The sequence below is a fragment of the Prevotella sp. Rep29 genome, assembly GCF_019551475.1.
Classification (GTDB): domain Bacteria; phylum Bacteroidota; class Bacteroidia; order Bacteroidales; family Bacteroidaceae; genus Prevotella.
Window position 1 is genome coordinate 1249164 of sequence record NZ_CP047159.1, and the last position, 16923, is coordinate 1266086.

Annotated in this window: 13 protein-coding genes and 1 tRNA gene; 11 read left to right on the forward strand and 3 right to left on the reverse strand. The window is 47.4% G+C overall.

Annotation, left to right across the window (positions count from 1 at the left end; genetic code table 11):
* Window position 1: 1 nt before the first annotated feature.
* The 4 genes from nuoL (at window position 2) to GRF55_RS05285 (ending at window position 5426) form a co-directional block, all read left to right on the forward strand.
* On the forward strand, window positions 2-1966 hold the full coding sequence (nuoL, locus tag GRF55_RS05270; protein ID WP_220369469.1) for an NADH-quinone oxidoreductase subunit L: 1965 nt from the start codon (window positions 2-4) through the stop codon (window positions 1964-1966).
* A 35-nt stretch (window positions 1967-2001) separates the two neighbouring features.
* Window positions 2002-3501: a NuoM family protein gene (locus GRF55_RS05275; RefSeq protein ID WP_220369470.1), complete on the forward strand. Its 1500-nt coding sequence runs from the start codon at window positions 2002-2004 to the stop codon at window positions 3499-3501.
* A gap of 15 nt (window positions 3502-3516) precedes the next feature.
* Window positions 3517-4947, forward strand: a complete 1431-nt coding sequence (locus GRF55_RS05280; protein ID WP_220369471.1) for an NADH-quinone oxidoreductase subunit N — start codon at window positions 3517-3519, stop codon at window positions 4945-4947.
* 101 nt (window positions 4948-5048) lie between these two features.
* Window positions 5049-5426, forward strand: a complete 378-nt coding sequence (locus GRF55_RS05285; protein WP_220369472.1) for a RidA family protein — start codon at window positions 5049-5051, stop codon at window positions 5424-5426.
* A 133-nt stretch (window positions 5427-5559) separates the two neighbouring features.
* Here the strand turns inward: GRF55_RS05285 and GRF55_RS05290 are convergent, their stop codons facing one another.
* The 3 genes from GRF55_RS05290 to GRF55_RS05300 form a co-directional block, all read right to left on the reverse strand.
* The gene (locus tag GRF55_RS05290) at window positions 5560-6276 is read right to left on the reverse strand and encodes a M48 family metallopeptidase (protein ID WP_220369473.1); all 717 of its coding nucleotides are present in this window, start codon (window positions 6274-6276) and stop codon (window positions 5560-5562) included.
* A 32-nt stretch (window positions 6277-6308) separates the two neighbouring features.
* Window positions 6309-7571: a M64 family metallopeptidase gene (locus GRF55_RS05295; RefSeq protein WP_255563860.1), complete on the reverse strand. Its 1263-nt coding sequence runs from the start codon at window positions 7569-7571 to the stop codon at window positions 6309-6311.
* Between the two features lie 72 nt (window positions 7572-7643).
* Window positions 7644-8045 carry a 2-amino-4-hydroxy-6-hydroxymethyldihydropteridine diphosphokinase gene (locus GRF55_RS05300; RefSeq protein ID WP_220369474.1) on the reverse strand — a complete coding sequence of 134 codons (402 nt, stop codon included), beginning with the start codon at window positions 8043-8045 and terminating at the stop codon, window positions 7644-7646.
* Between the two features lie 443 nt (window positions 8046-8488).
* Here GRF55_RS05300 and GRF55_RS05305 point away from each other — a divergent pair, with 443 nt between their 5' ends.
* From GRF55_RS05305 to gldL, 7 genes are all read left to right on the forward strand, one after another.
* Complete coding sequence (locus GRF55_RS05305) at window positions 8489-9424, forward strand: glucosaminidase domain-containing protein (protein WP_220369475.1); 936 nt, start codon at window positions 8489-8491, stop codon at window positions 9422-9424.
* A gap of 1159 nt (window positions 9425-10583) precedes the next feature.
* Window positions 10584-11303, forward strand: a complete 720-nt coding sequence (locus GRF55_RS05310; protein ID WP_220369476.1) for a hypothetical protein — start codon at window positions 10584-10586, stop codon at window positions 11301-11303.
* Between the two features lie 17 nt (window positions 11304-11320).
* Entirely contained in the window at window positions 11321-13144 is a 1824-nt protein-coding gene (locus tag GRF55_RS05315) for a leucine-rich repeat domain-containing protein (RefSeq protein WP_220369477.1), read from the forward strand.
* Window positions 13145-13472: 328 nt separating this feature from the next.
* A tRNA-Ser gene (locus GRF55_RS05320) sits at window positions 13473-13560 on the forward strand.
* A 73-nt stretch (window positions 13561-13633) separates the two neighbouring features.
* Window positions 13634-14593, forward strand: a complete 960-nt coding sequence (locus tag GRF55_RS05325; RefSeq protein ID WP_220369634.1) for a type IX secretion system membrane protein PorP/SprF — start codon at window positions 13634-13636, stop codon at window positions 14591-14593.
* A 25-nt stretch (window positions 14594-14618) separates the two neighbouring features.
* A complete protein-coding gene (locus GRF55_RS05330) occupies window positions 14619-16094 on the forward strand; it encodes an SUMF1/EgtB/PvdO family nonheme iron enzyme (RefSeq protein ID WP_220369478.1) in 1476 nt (491 codons plus the stop codon).
* Window positions 16091-16906 (forward strand): gliding motility protein GldL, encoded by an 816-nt coding sequence (gene gldL / locus GRF55_RS05335; protein WP_220369479.1) that lies wholly within the window; start codon window positions 16091-16093, stop codon window positions 16904-16906. The genes GRF55_RS05330 and gldL overlap by 4 nt, the downstream gene beginning before the upstream one ends.
* The last annotated feature ends 17 nt before the right edge of the window (window positions 16907-16923 follow it).

The window sequence follows — 16923 nt, forward strand, 5'->3', positions numbered from 1 at the left end:
AATGATGGAATATAGTTATGTATTTTTGATACTTCTGCTGCCACTTCTGTCCTTTCTTGTGTTAGGACTGGCAGGCATGAAGATGTCACATAAGACCGCAGGACTTATCGGGACAACCTCGTTGGGAATAGTGACTGCACTCTCTTATATGACAGCATTCAGCTATTTTACTGCGGACAGAGTGGATGGTGTTTTCCAGACACTGGTTCCTTACAACTTTACCTGGTTGCCGTTAGGGAAGTTGCATTTTGACATAGGAATCCTGTTGGATCCTATTTCAGTCATGATGCTCATTGTCATCTCAACGGTATCACTCATGGTGCATATCTATTCGTTTGGATATATGCATGGAGAGAAGGGATTCCAGCGCTATTACGCATTCCTTTCGCTGTTCACCATGTCAATGCTCGGATTGGTTGTCGCAACCAATATTTTCCAGATGTATCTCTTCTGGGAGTTGGTAGGTGTTTCTTCCTATCTGCTGATTGGCTTCTATTACAAGACCCATGAAGCTGTTGCTGCTTCCAAGAAGGCGTTTATCGTGACCCGTTTCGCAGATATGTTCTTCTTGATAGGTATCCTTATCTTCGGATACTATACCGAGTCGTTCAGCTTCTCTTTTGCCGGCGATGTGGTGATGGGCGAGGGCGCTGCTCCGTTCATTGAGGCAAATGCGGCAAAGGCGATGGCGGCAGGAGCCATGATTCTTCCGACAGCTTTGGTGCTCATGTTCATCGGTGGTGCCGGTAAGAGTGCAATGTTCCCGCTTCATATCTGGTTGCCCGATGCAATGGAAGGTCCGACACCTGTCAGTGCTTTGATTCACGCAGCCACGATGGTCGTTGCCGGTGTATTCCAGATTGCCCGTATGTTCCCGCTGTGGATTGAATACGCTCCACAGGCAATGAGCATTGTTGTCTGGGTAGGTGTGTTTACGGCATTCTATGCAGCGGCTGTTGCTTGCGCGCAGAGTGATATTAAGCGCGTGCTTGCTTTCTCAACGATTTCTCAGATTGCATTTATGATGGTGGCACTTGGCGTCTGCCTGCCCGGTCATCATGGTGCGGTGCTTGACAATCACGCTCAGTTGGGTTACATGGCTTCCATGTTCCATCTGTTTACACATGCTATGTTCAAAGCATGTCTGTTCCTCGGAGCTGGTTGTATCATTCATGCCGTTCATTCTAATGAGATGGCAATGATGGGTGGCTTGCGCAAGTATATGCCTATTACCCACATCACGTTCCTCATCAGCTGTTTGGCGATTGCGGGCATTCCTCCGTTCTCAGGCTTCTTCTCAAAGGATGAAATCCTGACGGCATCGATGCAGTATAGCCCTGTTGTGGGATGGATTATGACAGGAGTAGCCGCCATGACAGCGTTCTACATGTTCCGTCTGTATTACGGCATTTTCTGGGGAACAGAAAACAAGGAAGCGCATGCTCACCACACGCCCCACGAAGCACCGCTCACCATGACCATTCCATTGATATTCCTGTCTTTGGTGACAATTGGTGCCGGATTCATTCCTTTCGGTCATTTCGTGAGCGCCAGCGGTGAGGCATATGATATACATCTTGATTGGACCGTTGCAGGAACGAGCATTGTCGTTGCTGTTTGCAGTATTTTGCTTGCCACTTATATCTATAAAGGCGAGAAGCAGCCTGTTGCAGACAAGCTCTACAAGGCGTTCCCCAAACTCCATCGCGCGGCTTATAAGCGTTTCTATATGGATGAGGTTTATCAGTTCGTTACTCACAAGATTATTTTTAATCTCGTTTCAAAACCCATCGCGTGGTTTGACCGTCGCGTCATTGACGGAACATTCAACTTCATGGCATGGGGAACGAACGAAGCAGGAGAGAGTATTCGTGGTTGGCAGAGCGGCGATGTGCGCCACTATGCGGTATGGATTCTTACCGGTGCGGTAGCTCTGACACTCATCTTATTAGCGTTTGCAGTTTGATTATAATGTGTAATGAAATAACAAATAATTAGAAAATGAGTATACTGACATTATTTGTAGTGATTCCCGTCCTGATGTTGCTGGGTCTTTGGTTGGCTCGCAACCTGAATCAGGTGCGTGGTGTGATGGTAGTAGGTTCAACGCTGTTGCTTGCTTTTTCCATCTATTTGACAATAGCATTTATCCAAGCGCGCAATGCCGGCAACCACGATGTGATGCTTTTCACAGCCAGCCACATGTGGTTTGCTCCGCTCAACATTGCCTATTCGGTGGGAGTTGACGGTATATCGGTAGTGATGCTGCTGCTTTCAAGTGTGATTGTCTTTACAGGAACTTTTGCCTCATGGCAGTTGAAGCCGTTGACGAAAGAATATTTCCTTTGGTTCACCTTACTTTCAACGGGTGTTTACGGATTCTTTATCTGCACAGACATGTTCACCATGTTTATGTTCTATGAGGTAGCGCTTATCCCAATGTACTTATTGATAGGTGTGTGGGGTAGTGGTGCCAAGGAATATGCCGCCATGAAGCTCACCTTGATGCTGATGGGAGGTTCGGCGTTGCTGATACTTGGTATTCTTGGAATCTACTTCTTCAGCGGTGCACAGACGATGAATGTGATTGAGATAGCCGCTCTCCACAATATCCCGATGGAAGTCCAGAAGATATTCTTCCCGTTCGTTTTCATTGGTTTCGGTGTTCTTGGTGCACTTTTCCCATTCCATACATGGTCTCCCGACGGTCATGCTTCAGCGCCGACAGCAGTGTCTATGCTCCATGCCGGTGTGCTGATGAAGTTGGGAGGTTACGGCTGTTTCCGCATCGCCATGTATCTGTTGCCTGAGGCAGCGCAGGAATTGTCTTGGATATTCCTTATCTTGACGACCATCTCTGTGGTCTATGGTGCACTGTCAGCTTGTGTGCAGACCGACTTGAAGTATATCAATGCCTATTCATCGGTTTCTCACTGCGGCTTGGTGTTGTTTGCCTTGCTGATGATGACCCGGACATCGTGCACGGGAGCTATCCTTCAGATGCTCTCACATGGTCTGATGACAGCCCTCTTCTTTGCACTTATCGGTATGATTTACGGCAGGACGCATACCCGTGACGTCCGCAAACTTGGCGGATTGATGAAAATCATGCCATTCCTTTCAGTGGGATATGTCATTGCCGGTTTGGCAAACTTAGGACTTCCGGGCTTCTCGGGCTTCATTGCCGAGATGACCATCTTTGTGGGTTCATTTGCCAATGCCGATACGTTCCACCGCGTAGCCACGATCATCGCTTGCGGTTCGATTGTGGTAACAGCTGTTTACATCTTGCGTGTCGTAGGAAAAATCCTCTTCCAGAAGGTGGCAGATCCGCATTATGAGACACTGACCGATGCGACGTGGGACGAGCGTTTCGCCGTAGGATGTCTGATTTTCTGTGTAGCAGGTCTTGGCGTAGCTCCGCTGTGGGCAAGTAACGTCATCAGCGATGCCGTCGGACCGATATTGAGTTTGGTTAATCCAGCGTTTGCTAATATCTAAAAAGGAGGCAGGAATATGAATTACAATCAATTTTTTAATATGATTCCAGAAGCCATTCTCGTGGCTATTCTGATAATAGTCTTCATAGCAGACTTTGCATCTTCCAAGAAAGAAGAGCGTAAATGGTTCAATCCGTTGGTTTGTCTGTTGATGTTAGCACAGCTTGCGGTGAGCTTCATACCTCAAGAACCCGTTACGGCATTCGGCGGCATGTACGTCACATCAGCTGCCGTCAACGTGATGAAGACCATCCTCTCAGCAGGAACCTTAATTGTTCTCATCATGAGTCGCCAGTGGATTTCACGTCCAGACAGCCGCGCTCGCGAAGGAGAGTTCTACATGCTTGTCATATCCACCTTGCTGGGTATGTTCGTAATGATGTCGTCAGGACACTTCTTGCTGTTCTTCCTCGGATTGGAAATGGCATCCGTGCCGATGGCATGCCTCGTGGCACTCGACAAATACCGCAATAATTCAGCAGAGGGAGCAGCGAAGTTCATCCTGACAGCCACCTTCTCGAGTGGAGTGATGCTGTTCGGTATATCATTCCTTTATGGCATTTGCGGCACGCTCTATTTTGCTGATATGACAGGAAAACTGGTACTTAGCCCGTTGGCTTTGATGGGACTCGTGTTCTTCTTCAGCGGACTTGGCTTCAAAATCTCTCTGGTACCATTCCATTTCTGGACGGCAGACACCTATCAAGGTGCTCCGACTATCGTGACAGGATACCTGAGCGTGGTTTCGAAAGGAGCTGCAGCCTTCACACTGATGACCATCCTCATGAAGGTCTTTGTGAATATGGTGGCAGAATGGCAGATGATGCTCTACGTTGTCATTGTCCTTTCCATCACGATAGCTAACCTCTTTGCGATGCGCCAGAAAGACTTGAAGCGCTTCATGGCGTTCAGCTCCATCTCACAAGCCGGCTACATCATGCTGGCTGTGGTTGGAAACAGCCAGACGGGTGTGACGGCTTTGTCGTTCTACGTACTTGTCTATGTGGTTGCCAACCTGAGCGTATTCTCCGTAATCAGTGCAGTTGAGCAAAACAATAACGGGACAACCGACATGGATGATTACAACGGTTTCTATCGCACGAATCCGAAATTGGCATTCCTCATGACCGTTGCACTCTTCTCCCTGGCAGGTATTCCTCCGTTTGCCGGCATGTTCAGCAAGTTCTTTGTGTTCATGGCAGCAGCCGAGACGATGTCCACATTCGCATACGTTGTGGTCTTCATCGCTTTGCTCAACACGGTAGTCAGCCTTTATTACTATCTGCTCATCGTGAAAGCGATGTTCATCAAGGGCTCTGACAATCCGCTGCCGACATTCAAGAGCGATTGCAACACAAAACTGGCGCTTGCCGTTTGTACATTGGGCATCGCAGCGTTTGGTATCTTCAGCTGCATCTATCAGTGGATTTATGCTGCAACGTTATAAGTACTAAACATCTGTTCAATCAATATAAAAAGCCGGAAGATGTTGCGTCTTCCGGCTTTTTTGTTTATATTTGCAACACGAACAAATCAATCTAACAACTTATGAAAAAACAATTGAATACAGAAAAGGCTCCGGCAGCGATCGGACCTTACAGTCAGGCGATTGAAGCCAATGGAACAATATTCCTTTCAGGTCAGTTGCCCATTGATCCGGCAACAGGTTCATTCCCCGAAGGCGGAATCAAAGAGCAGACTCGCCAGTCACTCCTCAACGCTCAAGCCATCCTTCGCTCGGCAGAACTTGATTTGAGCAATGTCGTGAAGACAACGGTTCTCCTTTCCGACATCAGCAATTTTGCAGCGATGAACGAGGTGTATGCCGAGTTTTTCTCTGCACCTTATCCCGGCCGTTCGGCATTTGCGGTGAAAGATTTACCCAAAGGCGCTTTGGTCGAAATCGAGATGATTGCCGTCAGATAGTTGCGTTCTTTCTATCCAGAGCAGTTTTTTTGAAAGAAGAAAGTAATCCTTTCAAAAACCAAATTCAGTGGATTTGCTAATCAAATTCACTGAATTTGGTCTTCAATTTCACTGAATTTGCTTGGAGGAAGTTCTATTTCTGCGTGTCGGTTGGCAGCAGAATAGAATCAATAAGGTGCGGTGTTGCTTGCGGTTGCTGGAGCGAATCGGTCAAATGCAAGATAGAATCGCCAGGCATTTGAATGGAATCGCCGGGCAGGTCAGTGCTGTCCGGCATGATATAGCCTTCGCATCCCTTAATCATGTTTTGTATCTGTGCAACGCGCGGTTGCAGTTCTGACGTGTCGCGGTGGGCTTTGTAGGAAGAAAGCGCATTGCGGAAATTCTCAAGTGCGTCCTCCCAGTTTTCCCGGAACATGTGGCAGAAGCCCATCCTGTAGAAGATGTCTCCCTTTTCGCGGTCGTAGCAGAGCGCCAGCGCCTGTTCATAATAGGGGATGGCTTTCTCGTATTGGTGGAGCTGGAAATGGCTTTCGCCCGCCGTGTAATAATATACAGAGCGTTCGTGAGGATTGAAAAGGTGCAGTTGCGGGATGGCTGATTCGAGATATTGGCACGCCTTTTCGTATTGCCACTCATGATAATAGCATACCCCCATGTAGGCATGGAAGCGCGGATTGAGTTCGTATTGTTTGTCTAATTGTTCGAAAAGCAGGAGTGCCTCATGGTATTTGGCAGCGGTGAAATATTCAAGCGCCATCCCCAGTTTCTCGCTGTCACGAGGCTTTTGCGCATGGAAGGGCAGCACGCAGAGCGCAACGATAATCAGTATGTAGAAACTACGTTTCATTGCAGGTGTTTACAACGTGCTTGCAGCGTTCTCTATCGGGTATAGAAGTCTATCAGTCGTGTGAGTCCTAATTGACATGCCGGGCAGAAGTCTTCCACCTCGTTCGACCTCATTCTGCAGTCCTGACATGCCCGATAGACCCCTTTCAGGCTGTAGCCCGCTCCTTCGAAGAGCCCCACACGCTGCACGATGGTCTTTGGATTCTTTGAGAGTGGGGTGGGAACGGGTGTCCCTTTTTCGATGAGATGTTCCCATTTCCCGTTGAAATCTTTCAGTGTCGTCAGGTTGGGCTCCCACGGTTCAATGTCGGCGGGATACATGGGAATCTGTTCTTCTTCGTAGGCATACTCATCGCCCAGTCCGCCGAAACTGTGTCCGAACTCGTGAACCACCACTTGTTTGAACATCGGGTGGTGTGTCATGGAGAGGTTGTATGAATTGAGGATGCCTCCTCCGCCGTACTGTTCCGTGTTGACCAGCACGATGATGTGCTCGTATGGCGTGCCAGCCAGCAGGTTGTGAAGGTCTTTCAGGTGCAGCGTCGTCAGATAGCGGCTGCTGTAGAACGTGTCAAAATGCGAGCTGAGGGCGGTGTTTTTCCATATATTCCTGCGGGGAATGCTCGTTCCGCTTTCTTCCGAAGCGGCTTTTACGGCAATGACATGGAAGCGTTCTTTCATCGACTTGAAGGGCTCGTGCTCGAAAAGCGCATCGTTGGCAGTCTTCACGTCTTTAAGAAACACGGGCATCTCCGCCTCCGTATATCCCTCAGCGATATAGGCTATGTGTATGCAGCGCGTCGTGTCCTTGGCTTCCTGGATGACGTCATACGGTGTGACGTTTTGTTCTCCGATGCTGTGAATGAGGATATCGTCGGGCACGACGGTGTGTGTCATTTCTGCAATCGTTTCGCGCCGGTTGTTTTTCAGTACGACGGTCACGTCGGCAGTATCGATGGGCATGGGCACCAGGAAGACATTTTGGAAGGCTTTTCTGATGGTTTTCGCTTCGTCATAGGACAGCCATTCCTGGAAGAGGGTAGAGAACGACTGTCGGTAGATGACGTCTTTCGTGCGATGTGAGCGGACGATAATCTGTCCGTTTCCCTCTACGGGGACTTCAGCAAGTCGTTGCCGCTTGCCATACCAGCCGGGAATCTTGTTCAGTTCATCGACCGAAATCTCCTGACGCTCTGCGTTACCGGAGAAAATATAGTCTATGCGCAACGTCTGGTTGGTGAAATACTGCTCAAACTCTTGCGCATGGATGGTGGTTACCCAGCATAGTAACATCATGCAGCCAACCAACTTTCTTACCTGTCTCATCATCGGTGGTGGTGTGTGTTTTTTACTTAAAAATCATGAACCTTACAGTTCTTTTTCCTGTCGCTTCATTTCGTTGATTTCCCTCATCAGTGCCCTGATGTATCCGCGCTGCCAGTCTTCCTTGTGGAAAATCTCGTCGTCGTATTTGAGAATGTCAATATCAACCGTGATGGTACCCTTTGAGCGCTTGCCTTTCGTGTCGCCACATTTGCGCTCAATCTGCTTGAAAGCCCTGACGATTTGCTTGGCACCGTGTCTCGTCGTTGCCAATGCCAGGCAGTTCAGGAATTTGTCTGATTCGGCATCCACGGGGTTGGTCCATTTCTCTGTCGTAAAGGTCATGTCAGGCAGTAGCGTCAACAATGCTCTTTTTGCAAGGGTCATGTTCAGATCGTGGTCAACGTTTGTTCCGATCGAGATAATTAATTCATGCGTCTTGTTCATTTCAATATTCCTTATTATATATACCTTGTTCTATTCTTTCGACTTGCAAAAATAGTAATAATTTTCTTTATATGCTAATATTTCACTTTTTTTAACCCAAATCAGTCGTTAGACTTTGTGTTCAGAGTGTTGTTTGCTTTGTGCAGATGTCTTCAACCTTTCTCGACGGCGTAGCGGGCTACGGCGAGAGGAAGATTGGAGGCAGATGCCGAAGCAAATGATGCTATGACACGAAGAGCAGAACATCACTACAAAAATATTTAATGGCGTTCTAATGACCGATTCGGGTTTTATAATAATACAGCGAAAGGCGCCTGTGCTTTCGTCTTTCGCTGTTTGAAGTGGATATTTGCGCAAAGAAATTTCGTTTCTTTCTCCCAACCTTATGTCGGATTCGAGAATTTTGTTTATATTTGCAACATCATCAAAGAATCCAGAGACCAATGAGCATACAGTCAGTCAAAAAATACGTGTCAGTGCTTTTCCTGTTCGCCATCGCCGTGGCAACAAGTGCGCAGGTGAAGTGGAACCAGACTTTTCAGAACTATATCGACCAATATAAAGACCTTGCCATCGAGCAGATGCTGAAACATCGCATCCCTGCCAGCATTACCCTGGCGCAGGGACTGCTAGAGAGTGGGGCAGGGCGGAGCGAACTCGCACGCAAAGGCAACAACCATTTCGGCATCAAGTGTCACGACTGGAAGGGGCGCACCACCTATCATGACGACGACCTGAACCAAGAATGCTTCCGGGCATACGACAATGTCTATGAGAGCTATGAGGACCATAGCAAGTTTCTCTGTACGAAACCGCGCTACAGTTCGCTTTTCAAACTCAAGATAACCGACTACAAAGGCTGGGCGCACGGGCTCAAGGCGGCAGGCTATGCCACCAATCCCGTCTATGCAAAGAAGTTGATAGAGATTATAGAGGTCTATCGCCTGCACGACTACGACTATGCGACAACTTACGACAAGTTCGTCATGACCCACAACGCCAAGGATCATCCGGCAGAGACGGGCGGCACCCTGCACACCATCAACATCTGCAACCGCAATTATTTCCTGAAAGCGCGGCGTGGCGACACCTTCAAGTCCATCGCAAAAGAAGTGGGCATCTCAGCGCGCAAACTTGCCAGATACAACGAGCGCCACCACAAAGAGCCATTGGCAGAGGGTGACGTCATCTTCCTGAAGAAAAAGCGCACGAAGGCAGACAAAGCCTTCAAGAACCGTCCGCACCGCGTGGCAGCAGGAGAGAGCATGTATTCCATCGCCCAGAAATATGGCATACAGTTGAAGAGCCTTTACAAGAAAAACCGGCTCGCCCCGGCGACATACGTCATCAGGCAAGGCGACCTGCTGAGAGTCTATTGACCCCTGGCGCGCAGCGAAGCCCTCCCTCGTCACGTCATCGTTCAGCGAACGTCACGTCAGAATTCCCTGTTGTTGGGGATTTGCAATCCTCAACTGTCAATTATCAGGATTTATAATCCGCTATTTACGATGGAGATAATTGCAGTCCGCAATCTTTTGTGGATTGTAAATCCACTGTTTATATGCGGGCGGATTGCAAATCCACCCGAACGAAGAAGCGTTCGTCACGTCATCGTTCAGCGAACGTCACGTCAGAATTCCCTGTTGTTGGGGATTTGCAATCCTCAACTGTCAATTATCAGGATTTATAATCCGCTATTTACGATGGAGATAATTGCAGTCCGCAATCTTTTGTGGATTGTAAATCCACTGTTTATATGCGGGCGGATTGCAAATCCACCCGAACGAAGAAGCGTTCGTCACGTCATCGTTCAGCGAACGTCACGTCAGAATTCTCGTTTAGTTATCAGAGAGTTGAACCATCGTCAACCAATCTCGTACGAGTTTGGTATGCAACTTCGTACGAGTTTGGTATGCAATTTCGTACGAGTTTGGTGTGCAATTTCGTACGAGTTTGGTTAATGAAAGTGTCATTTTCAGTTAACGGGAGTTGCGTGGGAGGGTCATGAACAGGGAACTTCCATCCAACATGTACGCATATTTTATGCTCAAAGATTTGGAGAAATGGCGAAAGTTTTATATATTTGCACATGGTTACGGAGTAAAAGCCGTAGCACATTGCAATTGCTTATTATTTCGCACTTAACCGAAAAGACCTAGGAAATCTATTTGGAATAGTTCGATTTAAGAAGCAAGGGAAGACTGGAAACGGTTTTCTTGACAACGAATGTAGCAATGCTTACGTTTAGGCGTAGCGCATTCTTATATGTTGTCAGGGGTTCCAATTCCTAGGTCTGCCCCTCAGGTTAAGTGCATAAGAGTGGCTGCGCCTTTCTTTGTGTATTTATCCGTTTGCACCAAAGCGAATATTCACTTTTTTAGTATATAAAGTATGAATGCTTCAACAACAATCGGACTTTACGACTTTCTTAATATGGTCGTTATGGGATTTATTATATTGTTCCCTATAATATCCTCCCCAAATGAATTTCATTTCTTTGTTTCGTGTTTCATTGTGGGATTAATCTATCATAAACTGATGGAGAATACTTTGGGAATATGCATGAGAAATAAAGACTGTATGATTTTAAAAGCTTATGAATCTGTAAATGGTAAAGAAAACGAAAAGGATTCTTCAAAAGAAAACTACTACATAGCATATTATTTCCTCATAAAAAAAGGACTGCTTGGAAATATTCCCATATTAGAGGCACAAGCAGCATTTCTGAGAAACCTTTTGCCGATACCTTTTTATTATTATTGTTGTTGTCATTACGATAAATTGTCTCTAATATCAGGAAAAAAAGACACAATGGTGTTTTTTGCAATGTTTTTTGTGACTTATATAATAATAATGATAATGCGATTTGCGGGTAAAATAATCAAAAAAGTTAGGAATGCTATAGGTCGGAAATTTTGGAAATGTTTTGAGAATGTAATTAATGGTTGTAAACATTTTTGGCATAAAATTAAAAACAAATTATTGAAATGTCTAAAGTACGCTAAAGCTTTTTTGTTCCTGATCCCGATTCTCTTATCCATTGTTTTGACACCTTTATTATTCTGTATATATAAATCTATACAATTTAATTGTGATAAGTTATATTTAGTGATATTGATAACTGTTTTTATCATCCCATACCTTTGGTATCAAACTCAGATGAAAATACACGAGTTAGTTTGGGAGGGAAAGAAGTATCTAGGAGAGGATGAGCAAGAAAAAAAAGAACAAAACAAACCAAACTCGAATAATCTTTAATATTAAAATTTATAACAATGAAAACAATCAAATTCAAAAAAAATCATGAAGTAAGAAAAGGTTTTATCTTTTTAGTTTTTGCGGTATTGTGTAATCTGGCTGTTTCAGCTCAAACAACATTTACTATTGGGAATTTAAAATATACTACGACGACAGACTCAACGGTAAGTGTAGGTAAAAATGGAACTCCTACAGGTGATTTGGTTATTCCTGAGAGCGTGGAACATGAAGGAACACAATATTCTGTGACGAGCATTGGAAGTTCTGCGTTCCAAAGTTGCAAAAGTCTGACTTCCGTTACTATTCCCAACTCTGTGACGAGCATTGGAAACCAAGCGTTCTGGTTTTGCGAAGGTCTATCTTCCGTCACTATTCCCAATTCCGTGACAAGCATTGGAAACTATGCGTTCTCTAGTTGCAGCGGTCTGACCTCCATCACCATCCCCAACTCCGTGACGAGCATTGGAGAGAATGCGTTCTCGGGTTGCAGCGGTCTGACCTCCATCACCATCCCCAACTCCGTGACGAGCATTGAAGAGTCAGCGTTCTCGTATTGCAGCGGTCTGACCTCCATCACCATCCCCAACTCCGTGACGAGCATTGGACAGTCCGCGTTCTCTGGTTGCAGCAGTCTGACCTCCGTGACCATACCCAACTCCGTGACGAGCATTGGACAGTCTGCGTTCTCTGGTTGCAGCAGCCTGGCAGAAATCAATGTAGATGAGAATAATACAGCCTATTCTTCTATTGATGGCGTTTTGTTTAATAAATCGCAAACAGAACTAATTCTATATCCAAGGAGGAAACAAGGAACATATACCATCCCCAACTCCGTGACGAGCATTGGACAGTCCGCGTTCTCTGGTTGCAGCAGTCTGACCTCCGTCACCATCCCCAACTCCGTGACGAGCATTGGACAGTCTGCGTTCTCTGGTTGCAGCAGCCTGGCAGAAATCAATGTAGATGAGAATAATACAGCCTATTCTTCTATTGATGGCGTTTTGTTTAATAAATCGCAAACAGAACTAATTCTATATCCAAGGAGGAAACAAGGAACATATACCATTCCCAACTCCGTGACGAGCATTGGAGATGGTGCGTTCTCTGGTTGCAGCAGTCTGACCTCCGTCACCATCCCCAACTCCGTGACGAGCATTGGAGTTTCTGCGTTCTCTAATTGCACCGGTCTGACCTCCGTCATCATTGGTAACTCTGTGACGAGCATTGGGTGGCGTGCGTTCTCTGGTTGCCGCGGTCTGACCTCCGTCATCATTGGTAACTCTGTAACGAGCATTGGAGAGGTTGCGTTCTCGGGTTGCACCGGTCTGACCTCCGTCACTATTCCCAACTCCGTGACGAGCATTGGTCTTGGTGCGTTCTGGCAATGCACCGGTCTGACCTCCGTCACTATTCCCAACTCCGTGACGAGCATTGGTCTTGGTGCGTTCCAAGAATGCACAGGTCTGACCTCCGTCACCATCCCCAACTCCGTGACGAGCATTGGAGAGGTTGCATTCTATAAATGCAGCGGTCTGACGGATATTTATTGCCATATAGAAGAACCGTTATGGATAGATTGGTCTTCTTTTTATCATGTTCCTACACACACCTGCACGCTTCATGTGCCTATCGGAAGCAAGGTGAAATACCAAGCAGCGGATGTTTGGAAGAGTTTCCTGAATATCGTTGAAGACTTGCCGACGGGCATTGTTTCAATTGATAATTCACAATCGACAATTGATAATGACGTTTGGTACACACTCAACGGCGTGCGGCTCAACGGCAAACCGACAATCCCGGGCATCTACATCGTTAACGGAAAACGAGTCGTGGTGAAATAACCCAGTCGCTTGAAATCGAATATAAAAATGGAGGCACTTCATCCCGAAGGTGCCTCCATTTGGTTATTAATTTTAGTTCCGTCGGCATGCGAGATAATCAATATTAGTCGCCTGTGGCGAGAATTGTAAATCGCCACCTATGGGAAAAGGCAAATCTTTCAAATCTGTAATCAAACAAATCTGTTGGTTTGGAGTAAGCGGTCATGGAATCAATAAAAAAAGGTGGCGAAAACCACCGCCCGATTGTAAAAAACGGAAAATAGTTTGTTTGTTCAGGAATAAATTCCTACCTTTGCAGCCGCAGAACAAGAAAGGCTGCACAGACGAAGGAAGGTTGGCAGAGTGATCGATCGCGCTGGACTCGAAATCCGGTATACTCTTTTAGGGTATCGGGGGTTTGAATCCCTCACCTTCCGCAACAAGGTAATAGGAGAGTGGCGTCAGGCTGCTCTTTTTTTTCTTCCCTATGTTGATGCAATAATATCGCGGATTGTTCGTTATTATTGCGTGCTACGATACAGATTTGTTATCATATTGTCGTTGATGATGTTGTTTGTGCAAAGTGCTTTTGCGCAATACGACCCGAACTTCAGTCACTATTTTGACATGGAGCCTTCGTATAACCCCGCTTCGGTAGGCAAGGAGGCGAAAATCAACGTGACGGCTGCCTATGCGTTGAATTTTGCGGGTTTTGAGAACAATCCCCGCACGATGTATTTCGGAGCCGACATCCCGTTCTATGCGATGAAGTCGTATCACGGCGTGGGTGGTCAGTTCATGAACGACCAGATTGGCGCGTTCAAGCATCAGCGACTGACGGTGCAATATGCCAATAAGCAGCGCCTTTTTGGCGGGACGTTGGGCATCGGTATTCAGGCAGGGCTCCTGTTGGAGACGTTCGACGGCAGTAAGATTGACGTGGTAGATACGGATGACCCGGTGTTCACGTCCGGCAAGCTTGACGGCAATGCAGTTGACCTCGGCGCCGGTCTCTATTATATGCGCGGCAGATGGTATGTCGGTGCGTCGGTATTGCATATCACAGCCCCGCTGATTCAGTTGGGTGAGCGGAATGAGTTGCAGGTGGACAGGACATATTATTTGACGGGTGGATACAATATTAAGCTGAGAAATCCGTTTCTTACAATACATCCGTCCGCTTTGTTGCGCACCGACGGTTCGAATTTCCGGGCAGATGTGACCGCCCGCTTGGTCTATACCCACGAGAAGCGTTTCATGTATGCCGGCGTGAGTTACAGTCCGACCAATTCGGTGACAGCGATGATTGGCGGTTCGCTGTATGGAGTGAATCTCGGTTACAGCTATGAGATGTACACGGGTGGAATCAGTCTCGGACACGGTTCACACGAGCTGGTCGTCAGCTATAAGGTTGACATCAACCTGGTGAAAAAGGGCAGGAACCTTCACAAAAGTGTACGAATACTTTGAAAATTAAAGATTGAAGAATAAAGATATGAAAAAGAGAACGATTTTAATGGCTCTAAGTCTTGTTTCAGTCATTGTGTTGACAGGCTGCTTCGGCGGCAGGGCTGCATCGTCGTCAGGTCGTGGCGGCGAGGTGGTCGGTGTCGGCGGCGGAAAAGCCTTTTCCGAACCCTCTCCCTATGGTATGATCATGGTGAAGAGAGGCAGCTTGAAGATGGGTGTCGAGAAGCAGGATACCCTTTGGGGCAAGCAGACGCCGGTGAAAGAAATCTCCGTAGATGGATTCTGGATGGATGATACGGAGGTGACCAATTCGAAGTACAAGCAATTTGTCTATTGGGTGCGCGACTCTATCCTCCGCGAGCGTTTGGCTGACCCGGCTTATGGCGGTGACGAAACCTATAAGATTACGGAAGACAAGAACGGTGACCCTATCAAGCCATATCTGAACTGGAAGAAGCCACTGCCCCGCAAGCCCAACGAGGACGAGCAGCGTGCATTTGAAAGTTTGTATGTGACGAATCCCGTGACGGGAGAGAAACTGCTTGATTGGCGCCAACTGAACTACCGCTATGAGATTTACGACTATACGGCAGCAGCACTGCGGCGCAACCGCCTGAATCCGGAAGAGCGCACGCTGAATACAGACATCGTGGTGGATGCCGAGGAAGTGGTTATGATATCGAAAGATACGGCGTATGTGGATGACGAGGGACGCATCGTGCGCGAGACCATCAACCGCCCGTTGAGCGGTCCCTGGGACTTCCTGCATACGTATATCGTGAATGTATATCCCGATACGACCTGCTGGGTGAACGATTTCCGCAATTCAGACAATGAAATGTATCTCCGCAACTATTTCAGCAATCCGGCTTACAACAATTATCCTGTCGTGGGCGTGACGTGGGAGCAGGCAAATGCTTTCTGTGCATGGCGAACGGAATATCTGCTGAAAGGCTTGGGAGCGGAGGCACGCTATGTGCAGCGTTATCGTCTTCCGACCGAGGCGGAATGGGAGTATGCTGCCCGCGGTAAGGAAGGCAACGAGTTTCCGTGGGACAATGAACTGGTCAAGAGCGGCGAAGGCTGCTTCTATGCCAACTTCAAGCCTGACCGTGGAAACTACACGATGGACGGAAACCTGATTACCAGCAAGGTGGGTATCTATGGCGCCAACTCAAACGGACTGTATGACATGGCTGGCAATGTGGCGGAATGGACCAGTACAATCTATACGGAGGCTGGTGTCGATGCAATGAACGACCTCAACCCGCAGCTGAAATACAATGCGGCAAAGGAAGACCCTTACCGCCTGAAGAAAAAGAGCGTGCGCGGTGGCTCATGGAAAGACCCGGAGTCGTATATTCGCTCGGCATGGCGTACATGGGAGTACCAGAACCAGCCACGTTCGTATATAGGCTTCCGCTGTGTGCGCAGCCTTGCGACATCAGCCAGCACAAAACAAAAGGCAAGTAAAATCAAAAGCAAAAGGAGTAGAAAATGACAGAGTATAGTAAATATAATTTCGTCTATCGTATGCAGAAATGGATGGACAGCGTTCCTGGACAGACATTCTTGAACTATGCATACAGTTGGGGTGCCGCCGTCGTAATCCTCGGAACCCTTTTCAAACTGACTCACCTGCCGGGAGCTAACCTAATGCTGTTCCTGGGTATGGGCACGGAAGTCGTGGTGTTCTTCCTCTCAGCGTTCGACCGTCCGTTTGACAAGACATCCATCGGGCGTGAGCTTGCAACAAGTTCGAGCGTCAAGCAAGAGATGGAAGAGGAACTCACTGAAAAGCCGGAAATGAAACAGACATCTGTCGGTGGAACAATCGTTATCGGTGGCGGCTCACAGCAGGTGGCATTTGCTGAAAACGTTGCAGCCGGCAGTGATATGCCGCTCGAGGAACATGTTACTTCAGGTGCGACGGCATCGGGTGGCGCATGGATTGCCGACCAGCAGCAGATGACACCGGAAATGGCAATGGCAACAGGCAATTACGTGGAGGAACTCAAGAAACTCACGGAAATGCTCACGAAAGTGAATGAGCAGAGTGCGCGCCTCACCAGAGATTCGGAAGAGATGGAAAATCTCAACCGCACGCTCACCGGCATCAGCAAAGTATATGAATTGCAGTTGAAGGGTGCCAGTCAGCAGATTGGAACAATCGACCAAATAAACGAGCAGACGCAGAAGATGGCTCAGCAGATAGAGCAACTGAACAAGATTTATGCACGCATGATTGAGGCGATGACCGTAAACATGAAAGTTGCCGCACCCGTGACGAAGTCGCTCGACGATAATGATTAAGACAGATAACACCTACA